The following is a 15,882-nucleotide window of genomic DNA, read 5'->3' on the forward strand; positions in this document are numbered from 1 at the left end:
CGGCGTCGCCGAGCCAGGGGGCGATTCGTGGCGGAACCGTCGTGGATCGCCCCGGGCCTGGCGCGCGAGGGGCGATTCGCGCCAGATCGGCCACGAGCCGCCCCACCGCGCCGGTTCCGGGGACGACTCCTGCCGCGACCTACAACGGCCCGAGACTGTGGACAACGTCCGCCGACCTGTCCGGGTCCGTCACTCTGGACCGATGCCGGACGCGCTGCCCCAGGTGTTCACCACGGCTGAGGCGGTCGCGGCGGGGATGAGCGACAAGGTGCTGCGCGGACCGCAGGTGCAGCGCGTCTTCCGCGGCGTGTACGTGCGACGCGACGTGCCGCTCGACACCCGTGTCCGCACCCTGGCGGCCCTGCGACTCGCCCCCGAGGGCTCGGTTGCCGCGTCCGCGACCGCGGCGGAGCTCCTGGGCGGAACCGTCCCGCAGGAGACCCGGATCCACCTTCGCGTCCCGAGCGGTCGGCTACGGGTCCCGGGAGTCGCGGCTCAGGTGCGCTCCCGCAGCCGGCTGCGCGCCCGCGTCGGCGGGCTGCCGGTCACGACGGCGGAGGACACGTTCGTCGACCTGGCCGGCGAGCTGGGGTTGGTGGACCTCGTCGTGCTGGGGGACTCGCTCGTCGCGCGCCGTCGCACGACACCCGAGGCGCTCGTGGCGGCCGCCGGGCGGGTGCGCGGGCGCCATGCGGCCCTCGCCCGGCGCGGGGCCGGCCTGGTGCGGACCGGGGTGGACTCGCCGATGGAGTCGCGGCTGCGGATGCTGCTCGTGCTTGCCGGGCTGCCCGAGCCGGTGGTCAACCACATCGAGTACGACGAGTGGGGCGCCTGGGTGCGGCGGTACGACCTGTCGTACCCCGACCTGCGGCTGGCAGTCGAGTACGACGGCCGGCAGCACGCCGAGTCGCAGCGCCAGTGGGAGCGCGACGTCGAGCGCCGCGAGGAGCTGGAGGCCGAGGGGTGGCGGATCGTCGTGGTCCTTGCCAAGGGTGTCTACCGCGAGCCGGAGCGCACCCTCGAGCGCGTGGCCGTGGCGCTGTCCGAGCGCGGGCGCCCCGCGCGGGTCACGTCGCAGGAGTGGCGGTTGCACTTCCCCTCCCGGACCACACCCGGATCGTGACTGGCCGGTATGCCGGGGCCACGCGGCATACCGGAGAGCTCGGCTCCCACGGGCGGCTGGTGCCACGACGGGCACGAGCCGCCCCACGTCCTCTCCGCAGGGGGCGATTGGTGCCACAACGGGCACGAGCCGCCCCACGTCCTCTCCGCAGGGGGCGGCTGGTGCCGCAACGGGCACGAGCCGCCCCGGGTAATGCTCGGACAGGGCGGTTCGTGCCGGAAGGGGGACGAGTCGTCCTGTGCCGGGTGCATGCCTCGGTCTGACACGATGAGCCCATGAGCGAGTCCTTCGATGCCGTCGACGTCATCATCACCAAGCGCGCCAAGGGGGAGCTGTCGGACGCGCAGATCGACTGGGTGATCGACGCGTACACCCGCGGGGCCGTCGCGGACGAGCAGATGTCGAGCCTGGCCATGGCGATCCTGCTCAACGGCATGAACCGGCGCGAGATCTCGCGCTGGACCGCGGCGATGATCGCGTCCGGCGAGCGGATGGACTTCTCCTCGCTGTCCCGCCCCACCGCCGACAAGCACTCGACCGGTGGGGTGGGCGACAAGATCACCCTGCCGCTGGCCCCGCTCGTGGCGGCGTGCGGGGTCGCGGTGCCGCAGCTGTCCGGCCGCGGGCTCGGCCACACCGGTGGCACCCTCGACAAGCTGGAGTCCGTCCCCGGCTGGCGGGCCTCGCTGTCGAACGAGCAGATGTTGCGCCAGCTCGAGGACGTCGGTGCCGTCATCTGCGCCGCGGGCGAGGGACTGGCCCCGGCCGACAAGAAGCTCTATGCCCTGCGCGACGTGACCGGCACGGTCGAGGCGATCCCGCTCATCGCCTCCTCGATCATGAGCAAGAAGATCGCCGAGGGCACGGGCACCCTCGTGCTCGACGTCAAGGTGGGCAGCGGCGCGTTCATGAAGACCGTCGACGACGCCCGTGAGCTGGCCCGGACCATGGTCGACCTGGGCACCGATGCCGGGGTGAAGACGGTCGCGCTGCTCACCAACATGCAGGTCCCGCTGGGCCTCACGGCGGGGAATGCGCTCGAGGTCCGCGAGTCGGTCGAGGTGCTTGCCGGCGGGGGGCCCGAGGACGTCGTCGAGCTCACCCTGGCCCTGGCCCGTGAGATGCTCGCCGCGGCCGGGCGCGACGACGTGGACCCTGCTGACGCGCTGGCCGACGGGCGGGCGATGGACGCGTGGAAGGCGATGATCCGCGCGCAGGGCGGCGACCCCGACGCGGAGCTGCCGGTGGCGAAGGAGACGCACGAGGTGCTCGCCCCTGCCGACGGGGTGCTCATGGAGCTCGACGCCCTCAAGGTCGGGGTGGCCGCGTGGCGGCTCGGGGCCGGCCGGGCGCGCAAGGAGGACCCGGTGCAGGCGGGTGCCGGCGTCGAGATGCACGCCAAGCCGGGAGCGGTCGTCCGCGGTGGCGAGAGGCTGCTGACCCTGCACACCGACACGCCGGAGCGGTTCGAGCGCGCGCTCGAGTCGCTCGAGGGCGCGTTCACCATCGCCCCCGAGGGCTCCCGACCCGACCTGCTGCCGCTCGTCATCGAGAAGATCTCCTGACGGTGGGCCGGTGACCCCGAGCGCCTGACGAGCGGGGCCGGACCGGGCGGTTGGACTGGCGTACGGGCGGGCGGACGCGGCGGCGGGCCCCTACGCCGAAGCTTCCGGAACTGCGGCGAACGCCGCCACCCGGCGCACCACGGCCGGGTCCCACATCACGCGACGGTGGCCGAGGCCGTCGGTCAGCAGCAGCCGTGCGTCGTGCCAGGCCGTCGTGAGCTCGACCGATCCGGCCACGGGTACCTCCGCGTCGGACCGGTCGTGGACCACGAGCAGTCGCGGGAGCGAGGGTCGACGCGCCGCGAGCGGCACCAGGTCCAGGCCGTCCATGGGCAGTCCGACCCGTCGCTCCGCGCGCGCCAGCATGACCCGCCGCGAGCGGGGTCCTGCACCGAGGGCATTCGCGACCATGGCCGCGATCGAGGCGACCGACACCGGGGGCGCGATGAGCACCAGCGCCTCGACCGGCGCCCCCGAGTCCACCGCGAGCATGCTCGCCATGGCGCCCGCGGAGTGGGAGACGACGAGGGCCGGCCGGCCGAAGTCGCCGATGACGGCCTGCAGTGCCTCGCCCATCTCCACGAGGGTGGTCGAGCGCGGGCCGAACGAGCCCGCGCCGGACGCGCCGTGGCTCGGGGCGTCGAAGGCGACCACGCACAGGCCCGCGTCCACCAGCGGTCGTACGTGGGCGCCGAGCTGCTGCCACCACCCACCCCAGCCGTGGACGAGGTATGCCGTCGGCAGCCCCCAGTCGCCGTACGCCCGGCCGCGGACGATCCCGCCACTCCACACGGTCTCTAACGGCTCGCCGCCGTCCGGGGTGCGGCGCTCGCGGACCGCCGCCGCAGGGGTCGGGGGCAGCCGGAACCACAGCCTCTCGGCGAGCCACCCGCCGAGGGCGGGACTGCGCTGCTCGAGCTGCCGGAACACCGGTCGCAGGCGCCCGGCCGAGGCCAGCAGGCCCCCCGTGGCCGCCGGCCCCTTGGCCGGCACCGCGGGCACCGCCGGCGCCACGCCCTTGGCCGGCACCGCGGGCACCGCCGGCGCCACGGGCCTCGACGGCGCAGCCGGTTCGGCCGTGTCCGCGGACCTGTCACCCACGACGGAACCGACCCGGCCCGGGAGCGGCAGGGAAGCGGCTGGGGAGATGGCGACAAAAATACGATCGATCGTGCTTTTTTCTGCCGACATGCCAGCTCCCTACGGGGTGGGTGGGGTGGGGTGGTCGATCAGGCGCGGACGTGGTCGAGCAGGCGCTCGAACGAGGCGCGGGTGCGTGCCTCGGCGGCGCCGTCGCGCAGCAGGCGGGCGGAGAAGTTGTAGCCCAGGACGATGGCGAGCATGTCCTGGGCGAAGGCGGCGGTGTCGGTGTCGGCGCGGAACTGCTCCTCGGTGACGCCCCCCCGGACGATGGTCTCGATGGTGTCGAGCAGGTCGCGCTCGGTCTGGACCACCTTGGTGCGCACCGGGCCGTCGGGCTCGTCGTCGAACTCGCTGGCGACGGAGACGAAGATGCAGCCTCCGGGAAGGGCATAGTCGCTGTAGCCGCCCCAGCCGAGCCAGCGGTCGAACAGCATGCGCAGGCGCGGCTCGCCGCGCGGCTCGCGCAGGGCCGGCCGGATCACGAGCCGGGCGAAGTGGTCCGCAGCGAAGTCGAGGACCGCCGTCTGCAAGCCCTCCTTGGAGCCGAAGTGCGCGAAGAGCCCGCTCTTGGACATGCCCATCGACTCGGCCAGGCCCCCGATGGTGATGCCCCGCAGCCCGACCCGGCTGGACTGTGCCAGCGACTCGGCCAGGACCGCCTCGCGGGTCTGCTCACCCTTGCTCACGGAACCATAAAAGCACGATCGTTCGGATCCCGGCAAGCGGCCGAACCGCACGCACTAGGGTGGGACCGTGCCTGAGCTCATCGCGTCCCCCACCACCATCCCCGTCCCCGGCGGCAAGGTCATCGACGAACACGTGGGCCGGGTCAACACCGGCTCCGAGGGTGTCTCGATCGCCCACATGAAGGCCCCGGCCGACTGGACCGAGCCGTTCCAGGCACCCGCGTTCGACGAGTACACCCTCGTGCTCGCGGGTGCGGTGCTCGTGGACCACGACGGCGGCCGGCTGCGGGTCGAGGCCGGGCAGAGCGTGCTGACGCGCGCGGGGGAGCGGATCCGCTACTCGACCGGTTCCGAGGGCGCCGAGTACGTCGCCGTCTGCCTCCCGGCGTTCTCACCCGACACGGTGAACCGCGAGGAGGAGGGCGCGTGATCTTCGGTCGCAAGGACGGCGCCGCTGACGGCGAGCGCGACGACACGAGCGACGGCGTTGGAGACCGTGCCGACGCCGGCCCCGGGGCGCCGCTGCGCGAGTCCCTCAGCACGGGCGAGCTGATCGCCAGGGCCCCCAAGGCCCTGCTCCACGACCACCTCGACGGCGGGCTGCGGCCGCAGACGATCGTCGAGATCGCCGACGAGGTCGGCTACACCGGCCTGCCCACGACCGATGCGGGCGCCCTCGGGGACTGGTTCCGCGAGAGCGCCGACTCCGGTTCGCTCGAGCGCTACCTCGAGACCTTCGACCACACCCTCGCGGTCATGCAGACCGCCGACGGGCTGCGCCGGGTCGCGCGCGAGTGCGTCGTCGACCTCGCCGCCGACGGTGTCGTGTATGCCGAGAGCCGGTACGCCCCGGAGCAGCACCTCACGCAGGGGCTCGAGCTCGAGGACGTCGTCGAGGCCGTCAACGAGGGTTTCCGCGAAGGGGAGAAGGAGGCGGCCGAGGCCGGCAACCCCATCCGCGTCACGGCACTGCTCACCGCGATGCGGCACGCTGCCAAGAGCACCGAGATCGCCGAACTCGCCGTGCGCTACCGCGACCGTGGGGTCGCCGGGTTCGACATCGCCGGGGCCGAGGCCGGGTTCCCGCCCACCCGTCACCTCGATGCGTTCGAGTACCTGCGCCGGGAGAACGCGCACTTCACCATCCACGCCGGTGAGGCGTTCGGGCTGCCGAGCATCTGGGAGGCGATCCAGTGGTGCGGCGCCGACCGGCTCGGCCACGGCGTGCGGATCGTCGACGACCTGCTCGTCCGGGGCCGCCCTTTCGCCGACGACGTCGCGGCGGCCGTCGCCGCCGACCCCGGCGACGTGCACCTCGGCCGGCTCGCGGCATACGTCCGCGACATGCGCATCCCACTCGAGATGTGCCCGAGCAGCAACGTCCAGACGGGGGCGGCGGAATCCGTTGCGCTGCACCCGATCTCGCTCCTGAAGCGCCTGCGGTTCCGCGTCACGGTCAACACCGACAACCGGCTCATGAGCGGCACCTCCATGAGCCGGGAGATGGGGCTGCTCGTCGCGGAGGCCGGGTGGTCGCTGGAGGACCTGCGCTGGGTCACCATCAACGCGATGAAGTCCGCGTTCATCCCGTTCGACGAGCGCCTCGCCATCATCGACGGCGTCGTGAAGCCGGGTTACGCCGAGCTGCTGGGCTGACCGGCGGTCGCTCCGCCGGAGCTCGTCCCCCAGGATGGTGGCGGTCCCGGCCGCTGGGAGGCGACGCCGCCCACCGGGTCGGGCGGGAGGAGCCGCTCGCGCAGGCGCGCCTCGCGGGCGAGCCGGTCGGCGTCGCGGGTGCGTCGCTCGGCGAGCACGGCCATGAGGACGTACTCGGCGTGGTGGCCGGGCGGTGGCGCGGGCGCGACGTACGGCCGCACCTCCTCCAGCAGGCGGGCACCGAGCTGCTCGCGCGCCGAGGGGGCGAAGGTGCTCGCCCGGCCCAGGAACTGACGGACCGCCACCGCGAGCGGGTCGGGCAGCGGCGCCAGGTCGGCCGTGGACGCCCAGCCGGCGAGTTGCTGGGGCATCGGGGTCGGTGGCGTGAGCCGAATCCGCTGCCGGTCCCGGACGACGTAGGTGCCGGCGAGGAGATCGCCGAGCCGCTTGCCACGCGCCGACAGCGCTGCGCAGACCAGCGCGGGCACACCGAGGCACCCGTAGACCTCGACCACGCCGAGCATCGCCCGGGTCAGGGCCTGGCGGAAGCCGATCGGGCCGGCGTCGTCGCGCACGGTACGCAGTCCCAGCGCGAGGTGTCCGAGGGTCTTGCCGCGGGTGAGGGTCTCGAAGGTCGTGGGCAGGGCGACGAGCGCGGCGATGGTCGCGAGCGTGGTCATGGCCAGGGTGAGGGCGGTGTCGACGCCGCCGAACACCGCGTCGGCCCCGATCTGCAGCGCGATGAGGACGAGCATGCCGAGCACGTAGTCGATGAGACCGGAGACGACGCGCAACCCGATGCCCGCGCTCGGCAGGTCCAGGGCGACGGCCTCACCCGTCACCAGGTCGTCCGCACCGACCCCCACGGTGCTGCTGCTCATGTCGGCCACTGTAACGGCGGCCGGCGGCTAGGGTGGCCGATGTGGACCTGGACGCCTTCGTGGCCGCCCACCGGGGGGAATGGGAACGGCTCGACGAGCTGACCAGGCAGCGACGGCTGACCGGGGCCGACGCCGACGAGATCCTCGACCGCTACCAGCGCGTCGCGACGCACCTGTCGATGATCCGCTCGACCGCGCCCGACGCCTCGCTGGTCGGCTACCTGTCGATGCTGCTGGCCCGTGCGCGATCGCGGTCGGCCGGCACCCGGACGCTGTCGTGGTCGGACGCCGGCCGCTTCGCCGCGGTGTCGTTCCCGGCTGCGCTGTACCGGATGCGCTGGTGGTGGCTCACCGTCCTGGTGGTCAACGTCGTCCTCGCGTTCGTCATCGGCTGGTGGCTGCTCGACCACCCGCGAGTCGAGAGCTCGTTCGCGACCCCGCAGGAGATCGACCAGCTCGTCAACAACGACTTTGCCAGCTACTACAGCGAGTACGCCGCGACGTCGTTCGCGCTGCACGTGTGGACCAACAACTTCTGGCTCGCGGCCCTGTGCGTGGCCCTGGGGATCTTCTGCCTGCCGGTCGTCTACCTGCTGGTGACCAACGTGCTCAACGTCGCGGTCGTCGGTTCGATCATGGTGCGGCACGGGCGGGGTGACCTGTTCTTCGGGCTGATCCTCCCGCACGGGATGCTCGAGCTCACCTGCGTCTTCGTGGCGGCAGGGGTGGGGTTGCGGCTGTTCTGGGCGTGGGTGTCGCCGGGACCGCGCTCGCGCGTGCGGGCGCTGGCGGAGGAGGGCCGCGCCGCCCTGGGGGTGTCGCTCGGGCTCGTGGTGCTGCTGCTCGTGTCCGGGCTGATCGAGGCGTTCGTGACGCCGTCCGGCCTGCCCACCTGGTCGCGGATCGGCATCGGCCTGGTCGCCGAGGCCGCCTTCTTCGCCTACGTCTTCACCCTCGGCCGGTGGGCCCACCACCGCGGCGAGACCGGGGACCTCGCCGAGGCCGAGCGCGGCTTCGACGTGCCCGTCGCCGGCTGACGCCGCGCCGGCTCGCTGGGGACCGGCGAAGCTCGAGTGCGACCGTCCACCAGGCGCAGCGGGTATGCCGTGAGCGCGAAGCCCCAGGACTGATCGCCCGGTTCCTCGACGAGACCTATTTCTTGCGGATCTCGCCGATGTCGAGGTGGTTCTTCGCCTCCGCCTTGGCGTGCTTGTCGGCCCGCTTCTCCTTGATCGACTTGCTCGCCTTCTTGGCCATGTGCTGTCGAGGTGACTTGTCGGCCATGACTGTGCTCCCAGCGCTAGGAAGCCTGGATGGCTCCGTACCTCACAGTACGCCCTGCTGCTGCGGGCGCCCCCGCTCCCGCGTTCGGTCCGCGGATCAGGAGCCACCTTGCGTCGGGCCCCACCGGTCCTCGACGAATGCGTACCGTCCGGCGAGACCTGACCTCGCACGGCATACGCTGCCGGGGCCGGCGATCACCCGCGGGCGCCGACGACCCGCAGGAGTGGACCATGGCTTGGAAGCCCACCGAGATCGCCGACCTGAGCGGTACGACGGCCATCGTCACCGGCGCCAACTCTGGAATCGGGTTCGTGGAGGCCCGAACCCTGGCCGAACATGGCGCTCACGTCATCCTCGCGGTCCGCAACCTCGACGCGGGCCGCGCGGCCGCCGCAAGGATTGCTGGCAGCACCGCCGTCGAAGCTCTCGACCTGGCGTCCCAGGAGTCGGTGCGCGAGTTCGCAGCGCGGATCGACGGACCGGTCGACCTGCTCGTGAACAACGCCGGCGTGATGGCGCCCCCGACGTGCCGGACCACCGTTGACGGGTACGAGCTCCAGTTCGGGACGAACCATCTCGGGCACTTCGCGCTGACGGCTCGACTGCTGCCCGCACTGCTGGCGGCTCCCTCGCCGCGAGTGACGACCGTGGCCTCGCTGGCACACCGCCAGGGTGACGAGCGGGTCGTCGACGGCAATCCCCCGGAGGACTACGACCCGCGGGTCTCGTACGGTCGCACGAAGCTGGCCAACCTCCTGTTCGCCCTGGAGCTCCACCGCCGGGCCACTGCTGCGGGATCACCACTGACGTCGACAGCGGCACATCCGGGGGTGGCCGTCACCAACCTCGTCGCGAGTCGCGACGGCATGGGTGCGCGATGGATCGTGCGCACCTTTGCACCGCCCCTCATGCGTCTCGTGCTTCCGGGGTCCGAGGGCGGAGCCGAGGCGGTCCTGTATGCGGCGACTGCGGCTGCCGCGGGCTCGTACAGCGGTCCCCAAGGACCTGGTGAGGTCCGTGGCAAGGTGGGCCCAGCGAAACTCAGCTCGCTGGCGACCGACCCCGACCTCGCCCATCGACTGTGGACCGTCAGCGAGGAGCTCACGGGCGTGCCGTTCGAGATCTGAGGCGAGGACCGGCCCGAGAGCCTATGAGGCCGGGCTCCAAGCTCGAGGCGTCGCCCGTTGGGCCGCAAGGTGCAACACCGACTCGCCGCATCAGCTGCATCGACAACCCTGCCTGTCGATGCATCGAAGAGGGCCCCAGACACACCCGGCCGGCGTCAACATCGTCGGGCGGTCCTCGCAGTGCCGAAGCAGGCGGTATAGAGCCCGAGGGGCTTACCGTCGGGTGGCGTCTGTCGGTAAAGCATCGGTCCGGCTGACAGGCGGCGGAGTGGGGCGCCCCTCGTCGCCGTGACAATGGGTCCCTTTCCTGAGTCCCTTCGCAGCCGTCTATGCCCAGTCAGAGGAGGCCGCGGGACTTCAGCATCAGGTAGTGGTCGGCGAGGGCGACGGGCAGCTGCTCGGGGTCGGCGTCGAGGACGTCGACCCCCAGTCGTCCGAGGGCTGCGCCGGTGCGCTCGCGCAGCGCAATGGTGCGCGCTGCGGCTGCGGCGTCGTAGGCCGCGCGCCCGTCCTCGTGTGACTCCACCATCGTCGTCAGCGCCGGGTCGGACACCGACGCGAGCACCACGCGGTGGCGCTGCGCGAGGACGGACAGCGGCGCGAGGAGGGACTCCTCGACCGCGGACGGCTCGAGCGGCGTCAGCAGCACCACAAGACCCCGCTGGCGGCTCACCCGCGAGACCTCGGAGACCAGCAGTGACCAGTCGGCCTCGACCAGGGCCGGTTCGAGCGGGGCCATCGCGGTGACGAGGTCCGGGAGCAGCTCGGTGCGGCTGGCCCCGACGACCTTGCGGTGCACCCGGCGGTCACCCGCGACGAGGTCCACGCGGTCGCCCGCCCGCGACGCCAGGGCCGCGAGGAGCAGCGCGGCATCCATGGCCGAGTCGAGGCGCGGTACGTCACCGACCCGGCCGGCCGAGGTCCGTGACGTGTCGAGCACGAGGATGATGTGGCGGTCCTTCTCGGGTTGCCACGTGCGCACGACGGTGGTGCGGCGGCGGGCCGTCGCGCGCCAGTCGATGCTGCGCACGTCGTCGCCGTCGACGTAGTCGCGCAGCGAGTCGAACTCCGTGCCCTGACCCCGGGTCCGCACCGCGGAGCGGCCGTCGAGCTGGCGCAGCCGGGCCAGCCGCGACGGCAGGTGCTTGCGGGAGTGGAACGGCGGCAGCGCGCGGACGTGGCCGGGGACGACGACCGACGCCTGCCGCCCGACGAGGCCGAGCGGACCGAGCCGGCGGACCGTCACGCGGTCGGCGAGCCGGTCGCCGCGCCGGGTCGGCAGCAGCGAGGTGGTCACCTGCCGGCGCTCGCCGGCCGGGACCGAGAGGCGGTGGCGCGTGCCGGTGGCCCCCGCCGACGGCTGCCACGCGTCGCGCAGGGAGCCGCGGAACCGTCGGCTCCCTGGGTTGTCCACGAGCAGCGTCGTCGACGTGCCCTCGCCCAGGCGCACGGGCGCGACCGGCATACGGTCGACCCGCACCGCGCGCGGCGAGCCGGTGAGCGCGAGGTCGAGCGCGGCCGCGACCAGGCACACCCCGACCCACGCCCAGACCGTGGTGGTGTCCGGGCGCACGAGGACGGGCACGGCTCCCAGGAGCACGAGCGCGAGGAGGCGGCCGGTGACGAACACGGTCAGCGGGGGACCGGCACCGAGCCGATGGCGGCGTCGAGCACGGCCGACACGGCGACGCCCTCGAGCTCGGCCTCGGGACGCAGCGACAGGCGGTGCGCGAGCGTCGCCTGCGCCAGCGACTTCACGTCGTCTGGGGTGACGAAGGTGCGGCCGTTGAGCCAGGCCCAGGCACGGCTCGTCGCCAGCAGCGCGGTGGCGCCGCGCGGGCTCACCCCGAGGGACAGGGACGGGGAGCTCCGCGTCGCCCGGGCGATGTCGACGATGTAGGCCGCGACCTCCGGGCTCACCTGCACGTGCCGGACCCGCGCCGCACCGGCCTCGACGTCCTCGGCGCTCGCGACCGCCCGGAGCCCGGCCGCCGCCAGGTCCCTGGGGTCGAAGCCGGCCGCGTGGCGACTGATGACCGAGATCTCGTCCTCGCGCGGCGGCAGCGGCAGGACGGCCTTGAGCAGGAAGCGGTCGAGCTGGGCCTCGGGCAGCGGGTAGGTGCCCTCGTACTCGACCGGGTTCTGGGTGGCGGCCACGAGGAACGGGGTCGGCAGCCGGCGCGGGGTGCCGTCGACGGAGACCTGGCGCTCCTCCATCGCCTCGAGCAGGGAGGCCTGTGTCTTGGGGGGCGTCCGGTTGATCTCATCGGCCAGCAGGAGGTTGGTGAAGACCGGCCCCTCGCGGAACGAGAACTCCGAGGTGCCGTTGTCGTAGACCAGCGACCCGGTGACGTCGCCCGGCATGAGGTCGGGAGTGAACTGCACCCGCTTGGTCTGCACGTCCAGCGCCGCGGCGACGCTGCGGACCAGCAGGGTCTTGGCCACGCCCGGCACCCCCTCGAGCAGGATGTGTCCGCGGCACAGCAGCGCGATGAGGATGCCGGCGACGGCAGCGTCCTGACCCACGACGGCCTTGCCCACCTCGGTGCGGACCGCCATGAGCGCCGCGCGGGCGCGCTCGTCGCGCTCGTCCCGCGCACCCGTGGGCTGGGCGGCGTATGCCGCGGGGGCGCCGGCCGGGCCAGCGCCCATCGATGCGGCGCCGGTCCCGGTGGACGGGGCTGGGGTGGTCGGGTGGTCGGTCATGCGCGGCGCACATCCTTCTCGAGTTGCGACAGGTCGTGGGCGAGGTCGACGAGGGCCGACTCCGACGTGGGGGCAGGTCCGGCGAGGGTGGCGGCGACGAGGACCGGGTCCCGGCCGGTGGCCTCGGCGGCGGCCGCGGCCACCGCCGCAGGGGACGCGCCGGTGGGCAGGCCCAGCCGGGTAGCGAGCCGGCGCACGGCCCGGGCACGCAGCGCCTCCCCGGCTCGTCCGGCGTCGCCCGCCTTGCGGTAGAGCCGGCCGCGGCTCTGGGTCGTCTCGATCGCCTTGACCACGGCGGGCAGCGGCTCGGTCACCAGCGGCCCGAAACGGCGACCCCGCCAGATCATCAGCACCAGCAACGCCCACAGCGCCAGGAACGCCAAGGGACCGATCGCCCTGGGGACCTCTGAGGTGGCGGTTGTGTCGCTGCTGGTGATGTCGAGGTACGACGGGACGTACCAGACCACCGAGTCCCCGCGGGCGAGGAGCCGTACGGCCACGCCCGCTGCGTCGAACCGGGTGATCGAGTCGTTCCGCAGCAGGTCGGTGTCGCCGAGGACCACGACCTCGGGGCGTCCGCCGGATGCCGGCAGGGCCACGAGGCCCGAGCCGTCGCCGACGGTGAAGCAGGACGTGGCCCCGGGGGCATCGCTCGTGTACCGGTCGGGACCCCCGGCCAGCGTGTCGGTCGGCGACAGCCCGTCCAGGGTGCACCCGGCCGGCACGACCCGCGGACCGGTCGCCGCGGGGGCGGGCGCGACGGACAGCCCGAGCTCGCGCAACAGGAACCGGCTGGGGCCGACGAGCACGAGACGCCGGGCGCCGCGGGCGTGGTCGAGCAGCGAGCGGGCGGTCTCGGCCGACAGTGCGTCCGTGCGGGTCACGACCACGGTGGTGCCGCCGTCGATCTCGGCGCCGTCGAAGGCGCCCTCGCTCCGGACGACCCGCACGCGCGTGCCGTGGTCGTCGACGACCCGAGCCACGGCACGCGCACCCTCGGGACCGGTGTTCTGGGGGTCGAGCTCCTGGCCCCGGTGGGCCGACCGGGTGAGACCCACCTGCACGGCGATCGCGACCAGTGCAAGAGCCGCCAGGACCGCCGCGGCCCAGAGCAGCCGCCCGCGCCAGCGTCGCCGGCCGCGAGGAGGTGCCTCGCCACCACCAGGCGACCCCGAGTCGGCGTCCTGCGTCGCCTCGTGCGCCGCTGCGCGTTCCCACACCTGCAGCGTCACGGCAGCACCACCGCGCCGACGGGTTCGTGCTCCACGCGCACGGGACGGGTCGCGGACACGTCCCGCTCCAGCCGCAGCAGCTCGGCGGCCTCCTCGCGCGACGCGGGCGCCTCGCCGTACGCCACCGCGTCGAACAGGTCGGCGGCCTCCCGCAGGCCGGTCGCGTGCTGGGGGAAGACGGGCCCGAGGCGTGCGGCGATCTCGTGGGCTGTGAGCGACGGCGCGTCCTGCAGGAGGGTCCGCTCGACGGCACCGGCCGCGACCGCGCGCACGGCGTCGAGGACGCACGCGGCATACCGGCCCTCGTCCATTGCGCGGGTGGCGCCGGCGCGGTACTCCGCAGCGGTGAGCGTCTCGGTGCCGAGCACCGGCAGGGGGCTGTCGTCGGCGCGGCGCGCGGTCCGCCGCACGTACCGCAGGGCGACGAGCCCGAGCACCAGCAGCAGCACCGCCACGACGCCGGCGGCCACCGACGGCAACGGGTTCGAGGGGCCGTGGACCCCGCTGAGCAGGTCCGAGAGCCACCGGCCGAAGGCGTCGAGCGCCCGCTGGAGCGGATCGCGGGTGTCGCGGTAGACCGGGTCGGACAGCTCCCGGCTCAGCCACGCGCGGGCCTCGTCGTTGCCGGGGTCGAGCCGGGCGGGCAGCGCGGCGAGGGCCGACAGGGTCACAGACCCACCGGGGCGCCGGAGACCGCGCGGGCCAGGGCGAGGTCGAAGCCCTCGGCCCGGATGCGCGCGTCGGTGTAGAGCAGAGCGGAGACGGCCGCCGAGAACGGCTGGGTGAGCAGGGCCGCCAGACCCGCACCGAGCACCGAGGTGCCGACCGTGACCACCGCGAGGAGGGGACCGTTCGGGTCGCCGTGCGTCGTCGACACCATTCCGAACCCCAGCGCCATTCCGGCGAACTGGAAGCCGAATCCCAGCACCTGCTGGACGATCCCGACGAGGAGGCCGGTCACGATGAGCACGCCGAGGGTGCGCCAGAAGCGACCCTCGGTCAGCCGCCACGACCGCTTCAGCGACGCGACGACGCCGAGGTCCTCGAGCACGAGCGCCGGCGTGGCCAGCACCAGGCGGATCGAGAGGTACAGGGTGAGCGCCACCGCGACGAGCACCGCGAGCAGCGCCACGACCCCACCGGCGTCGGACCCGCGGCTGAACGCCAGGACGACCAGCGCGATGAGCCCGCCGAAGACGGCGACGACGGGGACCAGCAGGAGCAGGCAGAGCCCGGTGAGCCGGGGGATCATCCGCCGGGTGTGCCGCCAGACCTCGCCCGTGGTCGGCTTACGGCCGAGGACCGCCTCCCCGACGGGGTAGGACAGCATGCCGGTGAGGACGACCCCGGTGACCGCGCTGAGGGCGTAGAGCAGGGTGAGGCCGCCGACCGCGCCCACCGCGAGCACGGCGTCGCTGGCGGAGCCGCCGAGTGTGGTCGCGGCGAGGTAGCCCAGGGCGCCGAGGGCCCCGAGCAGGACGACGACGGCCAGGGTGACGAGCAGCGCCAGCCCGAAGAACGTGCGAGGGTTGCGACGCATCGCGGCGAAACCGCCCTCGATCATGTCGCCGAGCCCTAGGGGCCGCAGCGGGATGATGCCAGGCTTGTGCGCCGTGAGCGCGGTGGACCAGTGGGGCGTGCCGTATGCCGGTCCGCCGCCCTGCGGGGTGCCGGGGCCGTACGGCAGGGGTTGCGGCGGTGGAGTGGGACCCCCGGGCGCGGACCAGCCGGGCGTCGCGGCGCCACCGGCCCCGTCCGCGGGTTGTGTCATCGCGACCTGCCCCTCCTGCTCCACCTCGTGGTGTCCCCCCGTGCGTGGTGCGAACCTACCAACTGGGCGGCCGTCGGCTGGGGCATTCGGCCGTCCCGGGCCGGCACGGCGCGCGCTCAGAGGGCCAGCGCGGAGAGCAGCGGCTCGAGCTCGCTGGCCCGGGCCGGCCGGGCGCCGAGCGACTCCTGCCGGGCGACGACCCTGGGCTCGTCGCGCATCAGCGCCAGCCCGCGGCGGACCAGCGTCCACGGGGGCTTGCGCCGCTCCGACAGGTCGCGCAGCAGCCGGTAGGCGAAGGTCAGCAGCCGGTGGTGGTGCACGCAGTACGCCCCGGCGAGCAGCCCGCGCTCGCGCAGGTCCGCGATGATCTCGGCGGCGAAGATGCCCTCGGTGAGGACCAGGTCGTCCGGGCCGGCGCTCACCACCGTGGACCCGACGGCCCGGCTCAGGCCGATGTCGTAGACCGGCGTCGTGGCCGACCCGGTGGCGACGAGGGTCTCCAGCGCCGCCACGGCTGCCTCCCGGTTCCACGAGTCGGGGTGGTCCCAGTCGACGATGCCGAGCTCGGCCGAGCGCGGCATGGCCGGGTCGTCCTCGTCGCGGTAGAAGTCGTCCAGCCGGACGATCGGCCACCCGTGCGCGTCGTGCAGCCGGGCGGCCAGGCGCGACTTGCCGGCCCCGCTGGGGCCGGCAAGGACGACCACGCGG

Annotated in this window: 16 protein-coding genes; 6 read left to right on the forward strand and 10 right to left on the reverse strand. The window is 73.7% G+C overall.

Going from position 1 to position 15,882, the window contains the following annotated elements:
- Positions 1–202: 202 nt before the first annotated feature.
- Together ACYVDO_RS00650 and ACYVDO_RS00655 are read left to right on the forward strand one after the other, a co-directional pair.
- Positions 203–1,123: a DUF559 domain-containing protein gene (locus ACYVDO_RS00650; RefSeq protein ID WP_460931995.1), complete on the forward strand. Its 921-nt coding sequence runs from the start codon at positions 203–205 to the stop codon at positions 1,121–1,123.
- A 275-nt stretch (positions 1,124–1,398) separates the two neighbouring features.
- A complete protein-coding gene (locus tag ACYVDO_RS00655; RefSeq protein ID WP_460931997.1) occupies positions 1,399–2,688 on the forward strand; it encodes a thymidine phosphorylase in 1,290 nt (429 codons plus the stop codon).
- 90 nt (positions 2,689–2,778) lie between these two features.
- On the opposite strand, the gene ACYVDO_RS00660 is transcribed toward ACYVDO_RS00655, so the two are convergent.
- Positions 2,779–3,726 carry an alpha/beta fold hydrolase gene (locus tag ACYVDO_RS00660; RefSeq protein ID WP_460931999.1) on the reverse strand — a complete coding sequence of 316 codons (948 nt, stop codon included), beginning with the start codon at positions 3,724–3,726 and terminating at the stop codon, positions 2,779–2,781.
- Between the two features lie 191 nt (positions 3,727–3,917).
- Positions 3,918–4,517 carry a TetR/AcrR family transcriptional regulator gene (locus tag ACYVDO_RS00665; RefSeq protein ID WP_460932001.1) on the reverse strand — a complete coding sequence of 200 codons (600 nt, stop codon included), beginning with the start codon at positions 4,515–4,517 and terminating at the stop codon, positions 3,918–3,920.
- Positions 4,518–4,584: 67 nt separating this feature from the next.
- Between ACYVDO_RS00665 and ACYVDO_RS00670 the strand changes: the two genes are divergently transcribed.
- Positions 4,585–4,947 (forward strand): cupin domain-containing protein, encoded by a 363-nt coding sequence (locus ACYVDO_RS00670; protein ID WP_460932003.1) that lies wholly within the window; start codon positions 4,585–4,587, stop codon positions 4,945–4,947.
- Positions 4,948–5,039: 92 nt separating this feature from the next.
- Positions 5,040–6,173, forward strand: coding sequence for an adenosine deaminase (locus ACYVDO_RS00675; RefSeq protein ID WP_460932661.1), 1,134 nt, complete (start codon positions 5,040–5,042; stop codon positions 6,171–6,173).
- Here the strand turns inward: ACYVDO_RS00675 and ACYVDO_RS00680 are convergent.
- The gene (locus ACYVDO_RS00680) at positions 6,152–7,054 is read right to left on the reverse strand and encodes an RDD family protein (protein ID WP_460932004.1); all 903 of its coding nucleotides are present in this window, start codon (positions 7,052–7,054) and stop codon (positions 6,152–6,154) included. The two genes, ACYVDO_RS00675 and ACYVDO_RS00680, sit on opposite strands and share 22 nt — an antisense overlap.
- 41 nt (positions 7,055–7,095) lie before the next feature.
- Between ACYVDO_RS00680 and ACYVDO_RS00685 the strand changes: the two genes are divergently transcribed.
- Complete coding sequence (locus ACYVDO_RS00685) at positions 7,096–8,091, forward strand: stage II sporulation protein M (RefSeq protein WP_460932006.1); 996 nt, start codon at positions 7,096–7,098, stop codon at positions 8,089–8,091.
- Positions 8,092–8,206: 115 nt separating this feature from the next.
- On the opposite strand, the gene ACYVDO_RS00690 is transcribed toward ACYVDO_RS00685, so the two are convergent.
- Entirely contained in the window at positions 8,207–8,338 is a 132-nt protein-coding gene (locus tag ACYVDO_RS00690; protein WP_460932008.1) for a hypothetical protein, read from the reverse strand.
- Between the two features lie 230 nt (positions 8,339–8,568).
- On the opposite strand from ACYVDO_RS00690, the gene ACYVDO_RS00695 reads away from it, so the two are divergent.
- Positions 8,569–9,465 (forward strand): oxidoreductase, encoded by an 897-nt coding sequence (locus tag ACYVDO_RS00695; RefSeq protein ID WP_460932010.1) that lies wholly within the window; start codon positions 8,569–8,571, stop codon positions 9,463–9,465.
- 337 nt (positions 9,466–9,802) lie between these two features.
- Here ACYVDO_RS00695 and ACYVDO_RS00700 read toward each other — a convergent pair whose 3' ends face one another.
- The 6 genes from ACYVDO_RS00700 to ACYVDO_RS00725 all read right to left on the reverse strand — a co-directional run bounded on the left by ACYVDO_RS00700 (position 9,803) and on the right by ACYVDO_RS00725 (position 15,878).
- Positions 9,803–11,095, reverse strand: a complete 1,293-nt coding sequence (locus ACYVDO_RS00700; protein ID WP_460932012.1) for a DUF58 domain-containing protein — start codon at positions 11,093–11,095, stop codon at positions 9,803–9,805.
- Positions 11,096–11,097: 2 nt separating this feature from the next.
- Positions 11,098–12,171 (reverse strand): AAA family ATPase, encoded by a 1,074-nt coding sequence (locus ACYVDO_RS00705; protein WP_460932014.1) that lies wholly within the window; start codon positions 12,169–12,171, stop codon positions 11,098–11,100.
- A complete protein-coding gene (locus tag ACYVDO_RS00710) occupies positions 12,168–13,403 on the reverse strand; it encodes a DUF4350 domain-containing protein (protein ID WP_460932016.1) in 1,236 nt (411 codons plus the stop codon). The genes ACYVDO_RS00705 and ACYVDO_RS00710 overlap by 4 nt, the downstream gene beginning before the upstream one ends.
- Positions 13,400–14,074: a DUF4129 domain-containing protein gene (locus tag ACYVDO_RS00715; RefSeq protein WP_460932018.1), complete on the reverse strand. Its 675-nt coding sequence runs from the start codon at positions 14,072–14,074 to the stop codon at positions 13,400–13,402. Before ACYVDO_RS00715 ends, ACYVDO_RS00710 begins: the two co-directional genes overlap by 4 nt.
- Complete coding sequence (locus tag ACYVDO_RS00720; protein WP_460932020.1) at positions 14,071–15,174, reverse strand: glycerophosphoryl diester phosphodiesterase membrane domain-containing protein; 1,104 nt, start codon at positions 15,172–15,174, stop codon at positions 14,071–14,073. The genes ACYVDO_RS00715 and ACYVDO_RS00720 overlap by 4 nt, the downstream gene beginning before the upstream one ends.
- Before the next feature lie 116 nt (positions 15,175–15,290).
- Complete coding sequence (locus ACYVDO_RS00725; protein ID WP_460932022.1) at positions 15,291–15,878, reverse strand: uridine kinase family protein; 588 nt, start codon at positions 15,876–15,878, stop codon at positions 15,291–15,293.
- Positions 15,879–15,882: the final 4 nt, after the last annotated feature.

Source organism: Phycicoccus ginsengisoli, assembly GCF_054779295.1.